General features: G+C 64.4%; 17 protein-coding genes. 11 read left to right on the forward strand and 6 right to left on the reverse strand.

Annotation, left to right across the window (positions count from 1 at the left end; genetic code table 11):
* The first annotated feature begins 29 nt into the window (after nucleotides 1–29).
* The 6 genes from ACEWPL_RS05120 to ACEWPL_RS05145 all read left to right on the forward strand — a co-directional run bounded on the left by ACEWPL_RS05120 (nucleotide 30) and on the right by ACEWPL_RS05145 (nucleotide 6326).
* Complete coding sequence (locus ACEWPL_RS05120; protein WP_393933786.1) at nucleotides 30–842, forward strand: cytochrome c oxidase subunit 3; 813 nt, start codon at nucleotides 30–32, stop codon at nucleotides 840–842.
* A gap of 104 nt (nucleotides 843–946) precedes the next feature.
* Nucleotides 947–1630, forward strand: a complete 684-nt coding sequence (locus tag ACEWPL_RS05125; protein ID WP_393933788.1) for an SURF1 family protein — start codon at nucleotides 947–949, stop codon at nucleotides 1628–1630.
* Nucleotides 1631–1633: 3 nt separating this feature from the next.
* A complete protein-coding gene (gene thrC / locus ACEWPL_RS05130; RefSeq protein ID WP_393933790.1) occupies nucleotides 1634–3022 on the forward strand; it encodes a threonine synthase in 1389 nt (462 codons plus the stop codon).
* The gene (locus ACEWPL_RS05135) at nucleotides 3019–4281 is read left to right on the forward strand and encodes a M16 family metallopeptidase (RefSeq protein WP_393933792.1); all 1263 of its coding nucleotides are present in this window, start codon (nucleotides 3019–3021) and stop codon (nucleotides 4279–4281) included. The genes thrC and ACEWPL_RS05135 overlap by 4 nt, the downstream gene beginning before the upstream one ends.
* Nucleotides 4281–4868 carry a GNAT family N-acetyltransferase gene (locus ACEWPL_RS05140; RefSeq protein ID WP_393934186.1) on the forward strand — a complete coding sequence of 196 codons (588 nt, stop codon included), beginning with the start codon at nucleotides 4281–4283 and terminating at the stop codon, nucleotides 4866–4868. Before ACEWPL_RS05135 ends, ACEWPL_RS05140 begins: the two co-directional genes overlap by 1 nt.
* Before the next feature lie 51 nt (nucleotides 4869–4919).
* The gene (locus ACEWPL_RS05145; protein WP_393933794.1) at nucleotides 4920–6326 is read left to right on the forward strand and encodes an FAD-binding oxidoreductase; all 1407 of its coding nucleotides are present in this window, start codon (nucleotides 4920–4922) and stop codon (nucleotides 6324–6326) included.
* Between the two features lie 77 nt (nucleotides 6327–6403).
* Here the strand turns inward: ACEWPL_RS05145 and ACEWPL_RS05150 are convergent, their stop codons facing one another.
* Nucleotides 6404–7426, reverse strand: coding sequence for an extracellular solute-binding protein (locus ACEWPL_RS05150; protein WP_393933796.1), 1023 nt, complete (start codon nucleotides 7424–7426; stop codon nucleotides 6404–6406).
* 163 nt (nucleotides 7427–7589) lie between these two features.
* Between ACEWPL_RS05150 and ACEWPL_RS05155 the strand changes: the two genes are divergently transcribed.
* Nucleotides 7590–9494, forward strand: coding sequence for an acyl-CoA synthetase (locus tag ACEWPL_RS05155; protein ID WP_393933798.1), 1905 nt, complete (start codon nucleotides 7590–7592; stop codon nucleotides 9492–9494).
* A gap of 2 nt (nucleotides 9495–9496) precedes the next feature.
* Complete coding sequence (locus ACEWPL_RS05160) at nucleotides 9497–9850, forward strand: cupin domain-containing protein (RefSeq protein WP_393933800.1); 354 nt, start codon at nucleotides 9497–9499, stop codon at nucleotides 9848–9850.
* A gap of 69 nt (nucleotides 9851–9919) precedes the next feature.
* On the opposite strand, the gene ACEWPL_RS05165 is transcribed toward ACEWPL_RS05160, so the two are convergent.
* The 3 genes from ACEWPL_RS05165 to ACEWPL_RS05175 form a co-directional block, all read right to left on the reverse strand.
* On the reverse strand, nucleotides 9920–11485 hold the full coding sequence (locus ACEWPL_RS05165; RefSeq protein ID WP_393933802.1) for a 2-isopropylmalate synthase: 1566 nt from the start codon (nucleotides 11483–11485) through the stop codon (nucleotides 9920–9922).
* A 14-nt stretch (nucleotides 11486–11499) separates the two neighbouring features.
* Nucleotides 11500–11856: a cupin domain-containing protein gene (locus tag ACEWPL_RS05170; protein ID WP_393933804.1), complete on the reverse strand. Its 357-nt coding sequence runs from the start codon at nucleotides 11854–11856 to the stop codon at nucleotides 11500–11502.
* 84 nt (nucleotides 11857–11940) lie between these two features.
* Nucleotides 11941–12123 carry a hypothetical protein gene (locus ACEWPL_RS05175; protein ID WP_393933806.1) on the reverse strand — a complete coding sequence of 61 codons (183 nt, stop codon included), beginning with the start codon at nucleotides 12121–12123 and terminating at the stop codon, nucleotides 11941–11943.
* On the opposite strand from ACEWPL_RS05175, the gene ACEWPL_RS05180 reads away from it, so the two are divergent.
* Together ACEWPL_RS05180 and ACEWPL_RS05185 are read left to right on the forward strand one after the other, a co-directional pair.
* On the forward strand, nucleotides 12122–12790 hold the full coding sequence (locus ACEWPL_RS05180) for an SDR family oxidoreductase (protein ID WP_393933808.1): 669 nt from the start codon (nucleotides 12122–12124) through the stop codon (nucleotides 12788–12790). The genes ACEWPL_RS05175 and ACEWPL_RS05180 overlap by 2 nt on opposite strands.
* Complete coding sequence (locus ACEWPL_RS05185) at nucleotides 12784–14316, forward strand: cryptochrome/photolyase family protein (protein ID WP_393933810.1); 1533 nt, start codon at nucleotides 12784–12786, stop codon at nucleotides 14314–14316. The genes ACEWPL_RS05180 and ACEWPL_RS05185 overlap by 7 nt, the downstream gene beginning before the upstream one ends.
* Here the strand turns inward: ACEWPL_RS05185 and ACEWPL_RS05190 are convergent.
* A complete protein-coding gene (locus ACEWPL_RS05190; protein WP_393933813.1) occupies nucleotides 14313–15488 on the reverse strand; it encodes a TIGR03862 family flavoprotein in 1176 nt (391 codons plus the stop codon). The genes ACEWPL_RS05185 and ACEWPL_RS05190 overlap by 4 nt on opposite strands.
* Nucleotides 15489–15550: 62 nt before the next feature.
* On the opposite strand from ACEWPL_RS05190, the gene ACEWPL_RS05195 reads away from it, so the two are divergent.
* Entirely contained in the window at nucleotides 15551–15853 is a 303-nt protein-coding gene (locus tag ACEWPL_RS05195; RefSeq protein WP_393934187.1) for an HNH endonuclease, read from the forward strand.
* Here ACEWPL_RS05195 and hemE read toward each other — a convergent pair whose 3' ends face one another.
* Nucleotides 15854–16897, reverse strand: a complete 1044-nt coding sequence (gene hemE / locus ACEWPL_RS05200) for a uroporphyrinogen decarboxylase (RefSeq protein WP_393933815.1) — start codon at nucleotides 16895–16897, stop codon at nucleotides 15854–15856. It abuts the gene before it with no gap.
* Nucleotides 16898–16967: the final 70 nt, after the last annotated feature.

Consider the following 16967-nt stretch of genomic DNA (forward strand, 5'->3'; position numbering starts at 1 on the left):
CGATAAGCCCGTCCACGAGGGAAGCTGACATGGCACATGAAAAGAACCACGACTATCACATCCTGGCCCCGTCCGTCTGGCCCCTTCTGGGCGCTGTCGCGGCCTTCATCATGCTCTTCGGCGCGGTGCTCTGGATGTCCCCCTCGGTCGAGAACAACCAGCCGTGGATGTTCCTCGTCGGCTTCGTCGGCGTTCTTTACACCATGTATGGCTGGTGGTCCGAAACGGTGGCCGAAAACCAGGTCGGCGATCACACGCCCGTTGTGCGCATCGGCCTGCGCTACGGCTTCATCCTGTTCATCATGTCCGAGGTCATGTTCTTCGCCGCGTGGTTCTGGAGCTTCTTCAAGCATGCCCTGTACCCGATGGGCGAGTTTTCCCCGGCCATCGATGGCGTCTGGCCCCCCGCAGGCATCGAGACGTTCGATCCGTGGCACCTGCCGCTGATCAACACGCTGATCCTGCTCTGCTCGGGCGCGGCGGCAACTTGGGCACACCATGCGCTGGTCCATGAGAACAACCGTGAAGACATGAAGAAGGGCCTGCTTCTGGCCGTCGCTCTGGGCGTGCTCTTCACTTTCTTCCAAGCCTATGAATACAGCCACGCGGCGTTCGGTTTCTCGGGCAATATTTATGGCGCGAACTTCTTCATGGCCACAGGCTTTCACGGCGCGCATGTGATCATCGGAACCATCTTCCTGTTCATCTGCTACCTGCGCACGGTCAAGGGCCACTTCACCCCTGACAACCATGTCGGCTTCGAAGCGGCGGCCTGGTATTGGCATTTCGTCGATGTCGTCTGGCTGTTCCTCTTCGCGGCGATCTATATCTGGGGCCAGTAAGGCTCAGGCCCGCGCCCCGGACGCGTCCCCCGGGGCCATCGAAAGCAAGGCTGAAATGCGGGGGGTAAGCCTTCCGCATTTTTCGCTTGGTAAGGGAAATTTTCATGCGGCGGCTGCTGGTGCCATTGTTGATCGGTGTGATCGGGACGGGCATTCTCATCGGTCTCGGGACGTGGCAGGTGCAAAGGCTGGCCTGGAAAGAGGGCATCCTGGCCACCATCGACGCCCGCCTCGCCGCCGCGCCTGCCGATCTGCCGGCCGAGCCTGACGCGGAGGCGGACAAATACATGCCCGTCGCGGTGGAGGGCACGCTGATGCCGGCCGAGCTGCACGTGTTGGTCGGCGCCAAGGATCTGGGCGCGGGATACCGCTTGATCCAAGCCTTTGAAACCGGCGGGCGCCGCATCATGGTGGACCGCGGCCTTGTCCCGCTCGAGGCGAAGGACGCCCAGCGCGAGGGGGGCAGGGCGCGCCTCATCGGCAATCTGCACTGGCCCGAGGAAGTCGATAGCTACACCCCCGCGCCGGACGAGGGCCGCGGCATCTGGTTTGCCCGCGACGTGCCCGCCATGGCCAAGGCGCTAGGGACCGAGCCCGTATTGCTGGTCGTGCGCCGCCAGGAGGCCGGGCCGGGGGGCGAGATCACCGCATTGCCGGTGGACACCGCCGCGATTTCGAACAATCACCTGCAATATGCGATCACCTGGTTTTCCTTGGCCGCGATCTGGCTGATGATGACGGGGTATCTGATCTGGCGCGTGACGCGCCGGAGTGAGACAGAAGGCTAGGCCATGAAATACGTATCCACGCGGGGACAGGCCCCGATCTTGAGTTTCGAAGAAGCGATGCTGACGGGCCTTGCGCGCGATGGCGGGCTCTACCTGCCCGAGACGATCCCGCAGATGTCGCACGCGGATATCGCCGCGCTGGCAGGTCTCAGCTATGAGGAGGCGGCGTTTCGCGTGATGCGCCCCTTCATCGGCGATGCCTTCACCGATACCGAGTTTCAGGACATAATCGCGCGCGCCTATGCGGGCTTTGCCCATGCTGCGCGCGCGCCGCTGGTGCAACTGGCGCCGGGCCATCACCTGCTGGAGCTCTTCCACGGCCCCACGCTCGCGTTCAAGGATTTCGCGATGCAGTTGATTGGTCAGCTCTTCGAGGCGTCGCTGACGCGCAATGGCCGCCGCGTCTGCATCGTGGGCGCCACCAGCGGCGATACCGGCTCGGCGGCGATTGATGCGTTTCGCGGGCTGGAGGCGGTGGATGTCTTCATCCTCTACCCGCATGGCCGCGTCAGCGAGGTGCAGCGCCGCCAGATGAGCACGCCCTCCGAGCCCAATGTCCATGCCCTCGCGATGGAGGGGCATTTCGACGATTGCCAGGCCCGCGTGAAGGACATGTTCAACGATTTCGAGTTCCGCGATGCCGTCAGCCTTGCGGGCGTCAACTCGATCAACTGGGCGCGCGTGCTGGCGCAGGTGGTCTACTACTTCACGTCTGCCGTCTCGCTCGGTGCACCGCATCGCAAGGTCAGCTTTACCGTCCCCACGGGCAATTTCGGGGACATCTTTGCCGGCTACATTGCCAAGCGCATGGGCCTGCCCATCGACCGGCTGGTCGTGGCGACCAATCAGAACGATATCCTGCACCGCTGCCTCTCGGGCGGGGACTACACCCCCGATGGCGTCATCCCCTCGATCAGCCCGTCGATGGATATCCAGGTGTCGTCGAATTTCGAGCGCGCGCTGTTCGAGGCGTATGGCCGCGACGCAAACGCCACCGCGCAGCTGATGGACGAACTGAAGGCGGGCGGGTTCACCGTCAGCCAGGGCGCGCTCGAGGCGCTGCGCGAGACGTTCGATTCGGGGCGCTGCGACGAGGATCAGACGCGCGCAGCGATCAAGCGCACATGGGAGACGACCGGCGAATTGCTCTGCCCCCACAGCGCCATAGGCGTGCATGTGGCCGAAGAGCATTTGACCCCCGGCGTGCCCATGATCACGCTGGCCACCGCGCATCCCGCCAAATTTCCCGCGGCGGTCGAGGAGGCGAGCGGTCAGCACCCCCCCTTGCCCTCGCATATGGCGGACCTTTATGACCGTGAGGAACGGATCACCGAGGTATCAAACGACCTCGCCGCCATCGAATCCCTTATCAAAGAACGGACCGCGCATTGAGCGTCAATCTCACCACACTTCCTAACGGCTTTCGCATCGTGACCGAGAACATGCCGGGTCTGCAATCCGCGGCCATCGGCGTCTGGGTGCTGGCCGGCGCGCGCAACGAGTTGCCGCAACAGAACGGCATCGCGCATTTTCTGGAACACATGGCCTTCAAGGGCACCGGGCGGCGCAACGCACTGCAGATCGCCGAGGCGATCGAGGACGTGGGCGGCTATATCAACGCCTATACCAGCCGCGAAGTCACTGCTTATTACGCGCGCGTCCTCAAGGAGGATGTGCCCCTCGCGCTGGACGTGGTGGGCGATATCCTGCGCAATTCGGTGTTCGATGCGTCCGAGATCGAGACCGAGCGCGGCGTGATCCTGCAGGAGATCGGTCAGGCGCTGGACACGCCCGACGACATCATCTTCGACTGGTTGCAGGAAAAAGCATATCCGGATCATCCCCTTGGCCGCGCAATCCTCGGCCAGCACGAGGGCGTGGCGCGCTTTCAGCGCGACGACCTGACCGGGTTTGTCGATCAGCATTACAATCCCGGCCAGATGGTGCTGTCGGCGGCGGGCGCCGTCGATCACGACGCGCTGGTCAAGGCCGCCGAGGCGATGTTTGGCGACATGGCCGCCAAGGAGGTGCAGGTGGCGCCCCGCGCGCAGTTTCGCGGCGGCGAAAGCCGGACGGTCAAGGTGCTGGAGCAGGCGCATATGGCGCTGGCGTTCGAATCGCCCGACTACGGCGATCCCGCGATCCATGCGGCGCAGATCTATTCCACCGCTCTCGGGGGCAGCATGTCCTCGCGCCTTTTCCAGGAGATCCGGGAAAAGCGCGGCCTTTGCTACACGATCTACGCGCAGGCTGGCGCCTATGCGGATACGGGCATGATGACGATCTACGCTGGCACCTCCGGCGATCAGATGGCGGGCCTCGCCGAGATCACTATCGACGAAATGAAGCGCGCCGCCGAGGACATGCGCCCGGACGAGATCGAGCGTGCCCGCGCCCAGATGAAGGCGGGTCTGCTGATGGGGCTCGAGAGCCCCTCGAACCGGGCCGAGCGTCTTGCGCGCATGATCCAGATCTGGGGCCGTGTGCCCGGTGTCGAGGAGGTGGTCGAAAAGATCGACGCCGTGACGCTGGGGGACGTGCGCGCCATTGCCGAGCAGACGGCCGCACGCGCCCCCGCCGCGCTGGCGCTTTATGGTCCGGTCGAGGCTGCGCCGACGCTGGAGGCCCTGCAGACACGGCGCGCTGCGTGATGTTGCTGACGCGGCGCAGGATCCGGATCGAGACCGAGCGGATGAGCCTGCGTCAGCCGGTGATGACCGATTTTCGCGACTGGTCGCACCTGCGCAACGTCAGCGCCGATTTTCTCACCCCGTGGGAGCCGACCTGGGCCGCGGATCACCTCTCGCGCAAGGGGTTCACCAACCGCGTTTACTGGGCGCAGCGCAGCATCACAGGCGGCACGGCGCTGCCGCTCTTCCTGATCCGGCGCAGCGATGAGCGCCTTTTGGGTGCGATTACCCTCGACAATATCCGGCGCGGTCCCAGCCAGTCGGGCACGCTGGGCTATTGGATCGGTGAGGCCTATGCGCGGCAGGGCTACATGCGTGAGGCGATCCCGGCGATGGTTCATTACGCGTTCGACCGGCTGGACCTCAGCCGGATTGAGGCCGCATGCCTGCCCTCCAACGCCGCGTCGCGCGGGCTGCTGGAGAAATGCGGCTTCAAATATGAGGGCGTCGCGCAAAGCTATCTGCAGATTGCCGGGCGCTGGCGCACCCATGTCCTCTACGCCGCGCTGCGCCATGACCGGCGCGGGCGCAGTGACGCCGGACTTTGATGCGGGTTATTGCTACTTGCGCCACTGCGGGCCGGCGCTAGGCTCTGGCGCATGACAGATACAGCCTCGTTCATCGCCCGCCTGACTTTTGCATTGCCCGCCGCAGCGCTGCGCGAGGTCGCCCCGCATTACCTGGCGGAGCCGCGAGGGCGCTGGAACGGCCATGCCTGCGCGGTCGTCGCGCCCGCTACTGCCGAGGAGGCCGCCAGTGCCATCCGGCTGGCGGGCGAGGCGGGCGTGCCCGTGATTCCCTATGGCGGTGGCACGGGTCTTGTCGGGGGGCAGGTAGCGCAGGGTGGGGCCGCGCCGCTGCTGATCAGCCTCGAGCGGATGACGAGGGTCCGCGAGGTTTACCCGGACGAGAACGTGATGATCGTCGAGGCGGGCGCGATCCTGTCGGATGTGCATGACGCGGCTGCAGCGGTGGATCGCCTCTTTCCGCTCAGTATCGCAGCCAAGGGCAGTGCGCGGATCGGCGGGCTGCTGGCGACCAATGCGGGCGGCGTCAATGTGCTGCGCTACGGCAATGCGCGCGATCTTTGCCTCGGCCTTGAGGCGGTGATGCCATCGGGTGAGATCTGGCACGGGCTGAAGCGCCTGCGGAAGGACAATACCGGCTATGATTTGCGTAATTTGCTCATCGGCTCCGAAGGCACGCTGGGCCTGATCACGGCGGCGACGTTGAAACTTGCCCCGCGCCCGGCGGGCGAGGGGACGGCGCTGATGGTGGTGGACGGCCCCGCCGCCGCGCTGAAACTGTTGGCGATGGCGCGGGATCACATGGGCGAGGGCGTCAGCGCGTTCGAGCTGATGCACCGGCAGGGCCTCGATTTCCTGGCCGAGACGATGCCGCAGGTGCGGCAGCCCTGGGCCGAGCCGCCCGAGTGGTTCGTGCTGATCGATGTCGGGCTGGCGCGCGGGCTGGACCCGGCGGAGGCGCTGGAGGCGCTCTTTGGCGATGCGCTGGAGGCAGGGCTGGTCAGCGACGGGCTGATCGCGCAGTCCGAAGCGCAGCGAAGCGAGTTCTGGAACATCCGCGAATCTGTGCCCGAGGCCAACCGCCATGTCGGCGCCGTCAGCTCGCACGACGTGTCGCTGCCCTTGGGCGCAATCGCCGAATTTGTGGCGGTGGCGCCGGATGCGCTGGCCCGGATCGGCGCGTTTCGCATCAATTGCTTCGGCCATCTGGGCGACGGCAACCTGCATTACAACGTTTTTCCCATGCCGGGCCGCAGCCGCGCCGATCACGAGGATCAGCGCGACGCGATCAAGCGGGCGCTGCATGATCTGGTCGATGCGATGGGCGGATCGGTCAGCGCCGAGCATGGAATCGGGCGGCTCAAGGTCGACGATCTGGAGCTCTATGGTGATCCGGCCAAACTGGCTGCGATGCGCCGGATCAAGGCTGCGCTTGACCCTCAGGGTATCATGAATCCCGGCGCGGTGCTGCGCGGCTAAGCGCCGTCTGAGGCCTGACACCGCATGAAAAAAGCGAGCCTGAAGGCTCGCTTTCATATTTCCTGCAAGGGCTTGGCTTACTGCCAATTCACTTCGTTGAAGATCGCCTGCGCCTGCTTGGCATTGGCCGAGAAGGCCGAGGTCGGGGTGGTGCTGTCGGCTTTGAACTTGCCAAGACGCTCGGTCACCTCGTTCGATGGCACGCTCTCGACTGCCGGATACTCGTTGTTCTGGTTGGCGAAATGCTGCTGTGCGAAATCGCTGGTCAGGAATTTCAGCAGCGTTTTTGCCTCTTCCGGATTCGGCGCGGATTTTGCAATGGCAGCGGCGGTCAGGTTCACGTGCGCGCCGCGCCCGTCCTGATTGGGCCAGACCCAACCGATATTGTCCATGCCTGAGCTCAGACCTTCGACATCCTCCTCGAAGCCGCGCAGGAAGTAGTAATGGTTGGCGACCGCGATATCGCACTCGCCCGAGACAAGGCCGCGCAGCTGGTCGGTATCACCGCCCTGGGGCGCGCGCGCCATGTTCTCGACGACGCCCGCGGCCCATTCCTTGGCCGCCTCGGCGCCATCCGCCTCGATGATCGAGGCCAGCAGCGACTGGTTGTAGACGTTCGAGGAGGAGCGAATGCAAATCCGGCCCTTGTATTCTGGATCGGCCAGCGCCTCGTAGGTCTGCGGCGGAGTTTCGACGCGGTCCTTGGCGTAGAAAATGATGCGCGCGCGCTGGCTGACGCCGAACCACAGATCGTCCGGGTGGCGCAGATATTCGGGCACGGCGGAGTCGATCGCGTCCGATGCATAGGGCTGCAGGATGCCCGCCTCTTCGGCGCGCGACATACGGCCTGCATCGACGGTGATGAACACATCCGCCGGGCTGTTGTCGCCCTCGGCCTCAAGGCGCGCGATCAACTCATCGGCCTTGCCCTCGATGCGGTTGACGGTGATGCCCGTCTGCTTGGTAAACTCCTCGTAGAGGGCGTCGTCACTGTCATAGTGGCGCGAGGAATAGACATTGACCTCAGCAGCCATCGCGGTGCCCGCGAGGGCGATCAGCGACGTGGCAGCGGCAAGGCGCGCGGCGATTCTAGGTAGCATGCGGATGGTCCTTTTAAATCCGACGGTTTTGATAAGCTACCTCTCGCTATTCTGACAAAAAGAGTCAAGAGGGGATTAGCGCGCAGACCGGCTTGCACCGGCGGCAATTCGTCCTCATTCTGCCAGCCAGACCGTGGGGGCGGTCGTATCAAGGGAGGTCGCAATGACATTTGCCGTGCGCCAGGATGCGCTGGACATTCAGAATGAGATGCTCTGGGAGGCGCGCGAGCGGCCAGCGACTATCCACGCTATGCTGGCCGAAACGGCGCGCGCGTATCCGGAGCGGCCTGCCATCAGCTATCAGCTGACCGCAGGGCCGCGCGATCCGGCGCAAACCCTGAAATGGGCAGAATTCCATGCAGAAGTCTGCCGCGCGGCGAATCTCTTCCGCAGCCTCGGCGTGCGTGAGGGCGACGCGGTTGCGCTGATCCTGCCCAACAGCATCGAGACGGCGGCGGCCACGCTGGGCGCGATGATTGCGGGCATCGTGGCACCGATCAATCCGCTTCTGGAGCCGGAACAGATTGCCGCCCTCCTACGCGAGACGCAGGCGCGCGTCGTCGTGACGCTCAAGGCGTTTCCCAAGACCGATATCAGCGCCAAGACCGCCGAGGCCGTACGCCATGCGCCGAGGGTTGGCACAGTTCTGGAGGTGGACCTGAACCGCTACCTGCGCCCGCCGAAAAGCTGGCTGGTCCCGTTCCTGCGCCCGCGCGACACCGGCACGCACCGCGCCGATGTGCTGACCTATCACAAGGAGGTGGCGCGCCAGCCCAAGACACTGACCTTCGAGGATGGGGGCGAGGACCGCGTCGCCGCCTATTTCCACACCGGCGGCACCACCGGCATGCCCAAGATGGCGCAGCACCGCTATGACGGCATGGTCTATAACGGCTGGATCGGGCACCGCCTGCTCTTTGACGAGACAGACGTGCTGATGTGTCCGCTGCCGCTCTTCCACGTATTCGCCTGCCATGTCGTGATGATGTCCTCGCTGAAATCCGGCGCGCATCTGATTTTGCCGACACCTGCGGGCTATCGCGGGGATGGTGTGATCGGCAATTTCTGGAAGCTTTGCGAGCGCTGGGGCGTGACCTTTGTCATCACAGTGCCCACCGCCGTCGCGGCGCTGATGCAGCGCAAGGTGGATGCGGATCTGAGCCGAGTCAAGAATGCCTTCTCGGGCAGCGCGCCCATGCCGCTCGAGCTCTTCAAGCGGTTCGAGAGCGCGACGGGCATGACCGTGATCGAAGGCTATGGCCTGACCGAGGCGACATGCCTCGTCTCCTGCAACCCGCCCGCGGGGAAAAAGAAGGTCGGCTCAGTCGGTATCCCGTTCCCGCATACGGATGTGCGTATCATCCACGCGACGGATGATGGCCCGCTCAACTGCGGACCCGATGAGGTGGGCGAGATTTGCATCAACAGCCCCGGCGTCTATGTGGGCAACACCTACACCGATTCCGCGCGTAATCGCGATCTTTTCCATGGCGAGCATCTGCGCACCGGCGATCTGGGCCGGATCGACGAGGATGGCTATCTGTGGATCACCGGCCGCGCCAAGGATCTCATCATTCGCGGCGGCCACAATATCGACCCCGCCGATATCGAAGAGGCGCTGATGGGGCATCCTGACGTCGCAGGTGCGGGCGCGATCGGTCAGCCCGATGCCCATGCGGGCGAGTTACCTTGCGCCTATGTCGAACTGGTAGAGGGCGGCAGTGCGACGTCGGAGGAGCTGCTGGAGCATTGCCGCCAGCGCGTGCGCGAACGGGCCGCCGTGCCGAAACATATCGAGATACTGGACGAGTTGCCCAAGACTGCCGTCGGCAAGGTTTTCAAGCCGGACCTGCGCAAGCGTGCCATCACGCGCATCTATGATGCCGCCCTGTGCGAGGCTGGCAGTGACGCGCGCGTCGAGAAGGTCGTCGATGACAAGAAACGCGGCCTTGTCGCGCAGATTTCCGGCGATGGCAGCGACGAGCGTGTCGCCAGCGCGCTGGGCGAATTCACCCGGCCCTGGGAATGGGCCGACACCGCGCAAAGCGCCTCCAGCAAGGAGTCCTGACAATGACCAAGCCGACGTTCCGCATCGATCCCGATCCCGCCATGCAGCCCTCGGCCCTGACCGGCGCCGAAGCTTTTACGAGCGAGGATCACTCGGAAGGCAACCACACCCATTTCGAGACCCCGGATGAGAGCATATCCGTGGGCACGTGGGACTGCGCGCCCTGCCGCGAAGTGGTGGATGCTTGGCCGGTGCACGAGATGATGACCGTGGTTGAGGGGGCCGTGACCCTGACGCATGAGGACGGGCGCCGCGAAAGCTTTGGCCCCGGCGATACGTTCTACATCGCCAAGGGTCAGCACGTGGTCTGGGAGATCACAGAAAAGCTGCGCAAGATGTACATGATCGTCACCTGAGGCGGCCCCAAGGGTTTCTTCGAAAACCCTTGGGTAGATTTTTCATGGATAAATCTTGTCGCGCAGGGGTCAGCCGATATCCTTGTAGCTGACCTCGGGGGTGTCCTTGCCCGCCTTCTCGCGGCGCACGATCAGACGGCTCAGCGCGTGGACATAGGCCTTGGCCGAAGCGACGACGGTGTCGGTATCCGCCGATTGCCCTGTCACGATACGCCCACCTTCTTCCATGCGCACGCTGACCGTTGCCTGCGCGTCGGTGCCTTCGGTCACCGCATGCACTTGGTAAAGCTGCAGGCGCGCATCATGCGGAAAGAGGTTCTTGACCGCGTTGAAGCTGGCATCGACCGGCCCGTCGCCGGTGGCCTCCGTGCTGTGCGGGACGCCGTCGATCTCCATGGTCAGCGCCGCGCTTTGCGGGCCTTCTGTGCCGCAGACGACGCGCAGGGATTTAATGACAAGGCGGTTTTCATCCTCGGCGGCCTCGGTGGTGGCCAGCGCGATGAGATCCTCGTCATAGACCTCCTTCTTGCGGTCGGCCAATTCCTTGAACCGCACGAACACGTCGTTCAGCTGGTTTTCGGCCAACTCATAGCCCAGATCCTTCAGCTTCGAGCGCAGCGCGGCGCGGCCCGAATGCTTGCCCATGACGATATTCGTCTCGGCAAGGCCGACATCGGCGGGGCGCATGATCTCGAAGGTTTCGGCGTTTTTCAGCATCCCGTCCTGATGGATGCCGGATTCGTGCGCAAAGGCGTTCTTGCCCACGATCGCCTTGTTGAACTGCACGGCAAAGCCGCTGACCGTGGCGACGCGGCGCGAGATGTTCATGATCTTGGTCGTGTCGATGCCGGTCTGGAACGGCATGATATCGCCGCGCACCTTCATCGCCATGACGACCTCTTCCAGCGCCGTGTTGCCCGCACGCTCGCCCAGACCGTTGATCGTGCATTCGATCTGCCGCGCGCCGCCCTCAACGGCGGCAAGGGAATTGGCCGTCGCCATGCCCAGATCGTTGTGGCAATGCGTGGCAAAGATAATCTCATCGGCCCCCGGCACCTCGGCGATCAGGCGACGGATCAGGTCGGCGGATTCGACGGGGGCGGTGTACCCGACAGTATCGGGGATATTGACCGTGGTTGCGCCCGCCTTGATGGCAATCTCGACGGTGCGGCGCAGGTAATCCCATTCGGTCCGGGTCGCGTCCATCGGCGACCATTGCACGTTGTCGCAAAGGTTGCGCGCGTGGGTCACCGTCTCGTGGATGCGCTCGGCCATCTCGTCCTGGGTCAGGTTTGGGATGGCGCGGTGAAGGGGCGAGGTGCCGATGAAGGTATGGATGCGCGGCTGACGCGCATGGCGAACCGCCTCCCAGCAACGGTCGATATCCTTGAGGTTGGCGCGCGCGAGCCCACAGATCACTGCGTCCTTGCTGCGCTTGGCAATCTCGCTGACGGCGCGGAAATCGCCCTCGGAGGCAATGGGAAAGCCCGCCTCGATGATATCGACGCCCATCTCATCGAGCAGCTGCGCGATCTCCAGCTTCTCGGCATGGGTCATGGTTGCGCCGGGGCTTTGCTCGCCGTCGCGCAGCGTGGTGTCGAAGATGTAGACGCGGTCTTTGGTGCTATCTGTCATGGTTCTGTTCCGTCTCAAATGTGGTCTTTGGCGGCTGCAGGCGCGCCGCTGGTTCCGGTATTGGGCTCACCCATGGGCTCGATCAGCAGGACATGCGCCTCGGCCTCGGCGCGGGGGCGGTGCACCGTCCCCGCAGGCACGATCAGCATCTCGCCGGGGCCGAAGGTCACGTTGTCCGCGCCGTCGAAATCCATCACCACCTCGCCCGCGAGGACGAGAAAGAAATCATCCGTCTCCGCATGGCTGTGATAAGGAAACTCGCCCTGAAATTTGACGACCATCACGTCGTTGCCATTATAGCTGGCCACAATCTTGGGGTCCCAATGGGTGCCGATTTGCGCCAGCTTGGCGGCAAGATTGATCTTTTGCATGGTCTTCGGTCCTGATGCTAACCCGGGTGAAATTTCCGGCGCGCTATGGCACATCCCCTGAGCGCTCGCGCCGGACCGGCACGCTCAGAGGCGGCTTAGCAGCAGGCGCGCAGCAACCAGCACATGGCGGGGGCCATGTGCGAGGGACGTGATATGCTGCGTCATCGTCATGGGCGCCACGTTACGCAAAGCGCGCCGCGATGAAAAGGCGGTTTTTTGCGTGCGCGCCGTTGAAGGCGCGGGCGCGGCTTCTACCATCAGGTCCATGACACACAGATCCCTCATCATCGGCGCCTCGGGCGGTATCGGCAGCGCGATCACCGCGCGTCTCAAGGAAAACGGCAGCGACGTGACAACGCTTTCGCGCAGCGAGGATGGCCTCGACGTGACGGACGAGGCGAGTGTCGCGGAGTGCATGAAGAAGGCCGAGGGCGAGTTTCAGTTGATCTTCGTGGCCACCGGCGCACTTGAGATTGACGGCGCCGAGCCGGAAAAGGCGCTGAAGGACGTGAGCGCCAAGGCGATGGCGGATCAGTTCGCGGTCAATTGCATCGGGCCGTCGCTGGTGATGAAACATGCGCTGCCGATGTTGCCGCGCAAGGGGCCGTCCTGCTTTGCCGCGCTGTCGGCGCGGGTGGGGTCCATTGGCGACAACCAGATCGGCGGCTGGTATTCCTACCGCACAGTCAAGGCCGCGCTAAACCAGATGATCCACGGCGCCGCGATCGAGCTGAAGCGCACCCACCCCGAGGCGATCTGCGTTGCGCTGCACCCCGGCACCGTGGCCACGGATTTCACTGCCAAATACGCCGGCCGTCACAAGACGACCCCGCCGGGCGAGGCCGCGCATAACCTCTTGAGCGTGCTCGAAGGGCTGGGGCCTGACGACACTGGCCTCTTCTTTGATTGGCAGGGCGAGCGCGTCGAGTGGTAGCGCCGCGCCTGATCCTGGTGCTGGGCGACCAACTGAGCGAAGGTTTGTCCGCGCTGCGCGAGGCCGATAAGGCGCGCGATGTCGTCGTGATGGCCGAAGTGACGGACGAGACGGAGTATGTCCCGCACCACCCCAAGAAGATCGCGCTGGTCCTCTCGGCGATGCGCCATTTTGCGGACGCGCTTCGCGAGGATGGTTGGACGCTCGACTATTCCAAACTCGACGACAAGGATAACAGCGGCTCGATCCCCGGTGAGCTTCTACGCCGCGCTGATGCGCATAGCGCAGGCGAGGTGATTATGACCCGCCCCGGCGAATGGCGTTTGATTGAGGCGCTCGACGACATGCCGCTGACGGTGCGCCAGTTGCCCGACGACCGCTTCATCGCCTCGCTGGATGGTTTCAACGACTGGGCGGAGGGTCGCAAAGAACTCAGGATGGAGTATTTCTATCGCGAGATGCGGCGCAAGACGGGCCTGATGATGGACGGGGATGACCCCGCTGGCGGCAAGTGGAATTACGACCACGACAACCGCAAACCGGCCCAGCCTGATATGCTGCGCAGCGCGCCGATGCAGTTCACGCCCGACGAGATCACAGAGGAGGTGCTGGATCTGGTCGAGCACCGGTTCGACGAAAATTTTGGCGCGCTGCGCCCGTTTAACTTCGCCGTCACGCGCGGACAGGCCCTGCGCGCGCTGGATCATTTCGTGAAATACCTGCTGGAGGGGTTTGGCGATTATCAGGACGCGATGCTGACGGGCGAGCCGTTCCTCAATCACTCGCTCCTCTCGCCCTATATCAATCTCGGCCTGCTCGGGCCGCTTGAAGTGTGCCAGCGTGTAGAGCAGGCGTGGCAGGACGGCGACGTGCCGATCAACGCCGCCGAGGGGTATATCCGCCAGATCATCGGTTGGCGCGAATACATGCGCGGCATCTATTTTCGCGAGGGGCCGGATTACACCGCGCGCAACATCCTGCGGCACGACCGCAAGCTGCCGTGGACGTATTGGGGCGGCGACACAAAAATGGCCTGCATGAAGGCCGCTATCGGCCAGACGAGGGACGAGGGCTATGCCCACCACATCCAGCGCCTGATGGTGACGGGAAATTTCGCGCTTCTGGCCGGGATCGACCCCGCCGAGGTGCATGAATGGTACCTGTCGGTCTATGTCGACGCTTATGAATGGGTCGAGGCGCCAAATGTGATCGGGATGAGTCAATGGGCCGATGGCGGCATCATCGCGTCGAAACCTTACGTCAGTTCCGGCAATTACATCAACAAGATGTCGGATTACTGCGGCCGGTGCGCCTATTCGGTCAAGCAGAAGACGGGCGAGGGATCATGCCCCTTCAACACGCTCTACTGGCACTTCCTCAATCGGCACCGGCAGCGGTTCGAGGGCAATCACCGCATGGGCATGATTTTTCGCACTTGGGACAAGATGGATGCGGATCGCCGCGCCGAAGTGCTGGAGACAGCGGAGACTTTTCTGAAGCGGATGGATGCAGGCAAGGTGGTCTAGCGATCCAGCCAGGCCGCCGCACTTCGCCCCGCATGCAGGCCCGTGGCAAGGCAGGCGGTGATGAGGTAGCCGCCCGTCGGCGCCTCCCAATCCAGCATCTCTCCAGCGGCGAAGATGCCGGGGCGGTCCTTCAGCATGAGGCCCGAATTCAGCGCATCCCAGCGCAGCCCACCGGCCGTTGAAATCGCCTGATCCATCGGCAGCGGGCCTTGATGCGTGACCGGCAGGGCCTTGATGAGGGGCGCTACCTCATCGGGCAGGGGGCGTGCGAATTCCATCAGCAGCGCCTGCTTCTCCGGTGTCCATTTCAGCGCTTTGCGCAGGTGGTTCGCCATGCTCTGCTTGCCGCGCTTGCGGGCAAGGCGCTGGCGGATCTCCTCGACGGTCAGATCCGGCATGAGATCCAGAAACAGCGGCGCGCCGCTGCGCATGGCGCGCGAGACCTCGTAGATGCCGCCGCCCTCGATCCCGGCGCGGCTGATGACGATCTCGCCGCGCGAGGTCATGCTCTCGGCCCGCAGCGCGATCCCTTTGACGGGGTGTCCCATGTGCCGGTCCATATGGGCCGACCAATCCACGGCAATACCCATGTTCGCGGGCTGGAACGGCGCCACCTTGTCCAGCAGATACGCGGCCCATGCGCCGTCCGAGCCGAGCCGCGCCCAGCTGGCCCCGCCGCAGGCCAGCACGGTGGCGCGGGGCGTCAGGTGCCGCAGCCCCTCCGGCGTCTCGACCAGCACCGCGTCCCCATCCCAGCCCTGCCAGCGCCAGCGCCGCATGATCCGCACACCCATCCCGTCGAGCCGCGCGAGCCACGCGCGCAGAAGGGGCGAGGCTTTCATTGCGTCGGGAAAGACGCGGCCCGTGGTGCCGGTGAATAGCGGCTGGCCCAGCCCGCGCGCCCAATTCTGGACGGCCGCGGGACCGAAGGCGCGCAAGGTATCGCCAAGGGGGACGGCGCCCGAGCCATAGGCGGCTAAAAATGCCTCCGTCCCCTCGGCTTTCGTCAGGTTGAGGCCCGATTTTCCAGCCATCAGGAATTTGCGCGCGGGCGAGGGCTTGGCCTCGGCCACGATCACCGAATGGCCCGCACTGGCCAGCGCTTCGGCGGCCATCAGCCCGGCGGGGCCAGCGCCGATCACCAGCGCATCGGGTGCATTTTCAGATGTCATGCTCTTGCCTCCGCGCGGCGCTGCGCCACTCTCTTGGACCGTAGCCGCCACAGGAGCAAGCGATAGACGCCGCCACCCCCATATGCCCCATCTGCCAGCGCCCGATCCCGGCGGACGCCAAGCAGAGCCTGCATCACCTGACACCCAAGCTGAAGGGCGGCAAGGGCGGGCCTGTCGTGCTGGTGCATCAGATCTGTCATAACGAGATCCACGCGACCCTCAGTGAGGCCGAGCTGGCGCGCGAGTATAACACGCCCGAGGCGCTGCGCGCGCACCCCAGGCTGGCCAAATTCGTCGCATGGGTCCGCAAACGCCCGCCGACCTTTCACTCGAAAACGCCGAAGAAATTGCGCAAACGCAAGTGATCAGGCGCTTCTCACCGTGTCGATCATCAGCTGCACGTTCGCCGGGTCCGCATCGGGCGTGATGCCGTGCCCGAGGTTGAAGATATGCGGCCCGCCCCGCAGCGCCTCGACGATGGCTCGCGTCTCGTGCACCAGATCGTCGCCGCCGGTGACCATGTGGCGCGAAGCGAGGTTGCCCTGCACGCAGCCGCCGGGCTGCACATGCTCAGCCACCCATTCGGCACTGACGCTATCGTCCACCGCGACGCAATCGGCGCCGGTCGCGGCGTGAAAGCCGATGTATTTCTCGCCGGCCTGACGCGGGAAGGCGATGATCGGGATGCCGGGATGCCGCTTTTTCAGCTCCGCGATGATCTGCTTGGTGGGCTCCAGCGCGTAGCGATCGAAATCGGGACCTTTCAGCGACCCGGCCCAGCTGTCGAAGATCTTGACGACTTCGGCGCCCGCGTCGATCTGGGCCGAGAGGTACTCGATCGTCGCCTCGGTGATCCGGTCGATCAGCGCCTCGAAAACGGCCGGATGCGTGCCCTTCAGCTCATGCGCCGGGCCTTGGTCGGGGGTGCCTTTGCCCGCGATCATGTAGGTGGCGACGGTCCAGGGCGCGCCGGCAAAGCCGATCAGCGTCGTCTCTTTCGGCAGGGCCGAGGCAAGGTTGCGCACCGTCTGGTATATCGGCGACAGCGTCTCGTGAATCTCGTCCACCGGTCGCAGCTGCGCCAGTTCCGCCTCGCCGGTGATGGTCGACAGGCGCGGGCCTTCGCCGGTGACGAACCACAGATCCGCACCCAATGCCTGCGGCACCAAGAGGATATCGGCAAAGAGGATCGCCGCGTCAAAGCCATAGCGGCGGATCGGTTGCAGCGTCACCTCGGTGGCCAGATCGGGGTTGTAGCAGAGCGACAGGAAATCCCCTGCCTCTGCCCGCGTCGCCTTGTACTCGGGCAGGTAGCGGCCCGCTTGGCGCATCATCCAGATGGGCGGCGTGGGCAGGGTTTCGCCCGCGAGGCTTCGCAGGATCGTCTTGTCGGTCTTGGTCTCGGCCATGATGCGTCCTTTTCTTTGGGTCCGGGTCGTCGCCGCCGGGCGCGGCAATGTCAAGCATCCGCTCTCTTGC

This window comes from Roseovarius roseus (assembly GCF_043355935.2).
Taxonomy (GTDB): Bacteria; Pseudomonadota; Alphaproteobacteria; order Rhodobacterales; family Rhodobacteraceae; genus Roseovarius; species Roseovarius roseus.

Coding starts and splice junctions, on each gene's coding strand:
- ACEWPL_RS05120 (WP_393933786.1), top strand. CDS start 30: ATGGCACATGAAAAGAACCACGACTATCACATCCTGGCCCCGTCCGTC.
- ACEWPL_RS05125 (WP_393933788.1), top strand. CDS start 947: ATGCGGCGGCTGCTGGTGCCATTGTTGATCGGTGTGATCGGGACGGGC.
- thrC (WP_393933790.1), top strand. CDS start 1,634: ATGAAATACGTATCCACGCGGGGACAGGCCCCGATCTTGAGTTTCGAA.
- ACEWPL_RS05140 (WP_393934186.1), top strand. CDS start 4,281: ATGTTGCTGACGCGGCGCAGGATCCGGATCGAGACCGAGCGGATGAGC.
- ACEWPL_RS05145 (WP_393933794.1), top strand. CDS start 4,920: ATGACAGATACAGCCTCGTTCATCGCCCGCCTGACTTTTGCATTGCCC.
- ACEWPL_RS05150 (WP_393933796.1), bottom strand. CDS start 7,426: ATGCTACCTAGAATCGCCGCGCGCCTTGCCGCTGCCACGTCGCTGATC.
- ACEWPL_RS05155 (WP_393933798.1), top strand. CDS start 7,590: ATGACATTTGCCGTGCGCCAGGATGCGCTGGACATTCAGAATGAGATG.
- ACEWPL_RS05160 (WP_393933800.1), top strand. CDS start 9,497: ATGACCAAGCCGACGTTCCGCATCGATCCCGATCCCGCCATGCAGCCC.
- ACEWPL_RS05165 (WP_393933802.1), bottom strand. CDS start 11,485: ATGACAGATAGCACCAAAGACCGCGTCTACATCTTCGACACCACGCTG.
- ACEWPL_RS05170 (WP_393933804.1), bottom strand. CDS start 11,856: ATGCAAAAGATCAATCTTGCCGCCAAGCTGGCGCAAATCGGCACCCAT.
- ACEWPL_RS05180 (WP_393933808.1), top strand. CDS start 12,122: ATGACACACAGATCCCTCATCATCGGCGCCTCGGGCGGTATCGGCAGC.
- ACEWPL_RS05175 (WP_393933806.1), bottom strand. CDS start 12,123: ATGGACCTGATGGTAGAAGCCGCGCCCGCGCCTTCAACGGCGCGCACG.
- ACEWPL_RS05190 (WP_393933813.1), bottom strand. CDS start 15,488: ATGACATCTGAAAATGCACCCGATGCGCTGGTGATCGGCGCTGGCCCC.
- hemE (WP_393933815.1), bottom strand. CDS start 16,897: ATGGCCGAGACCAAGACCGACAAGACGATCCTGCGAAGCCTCGCGGGC.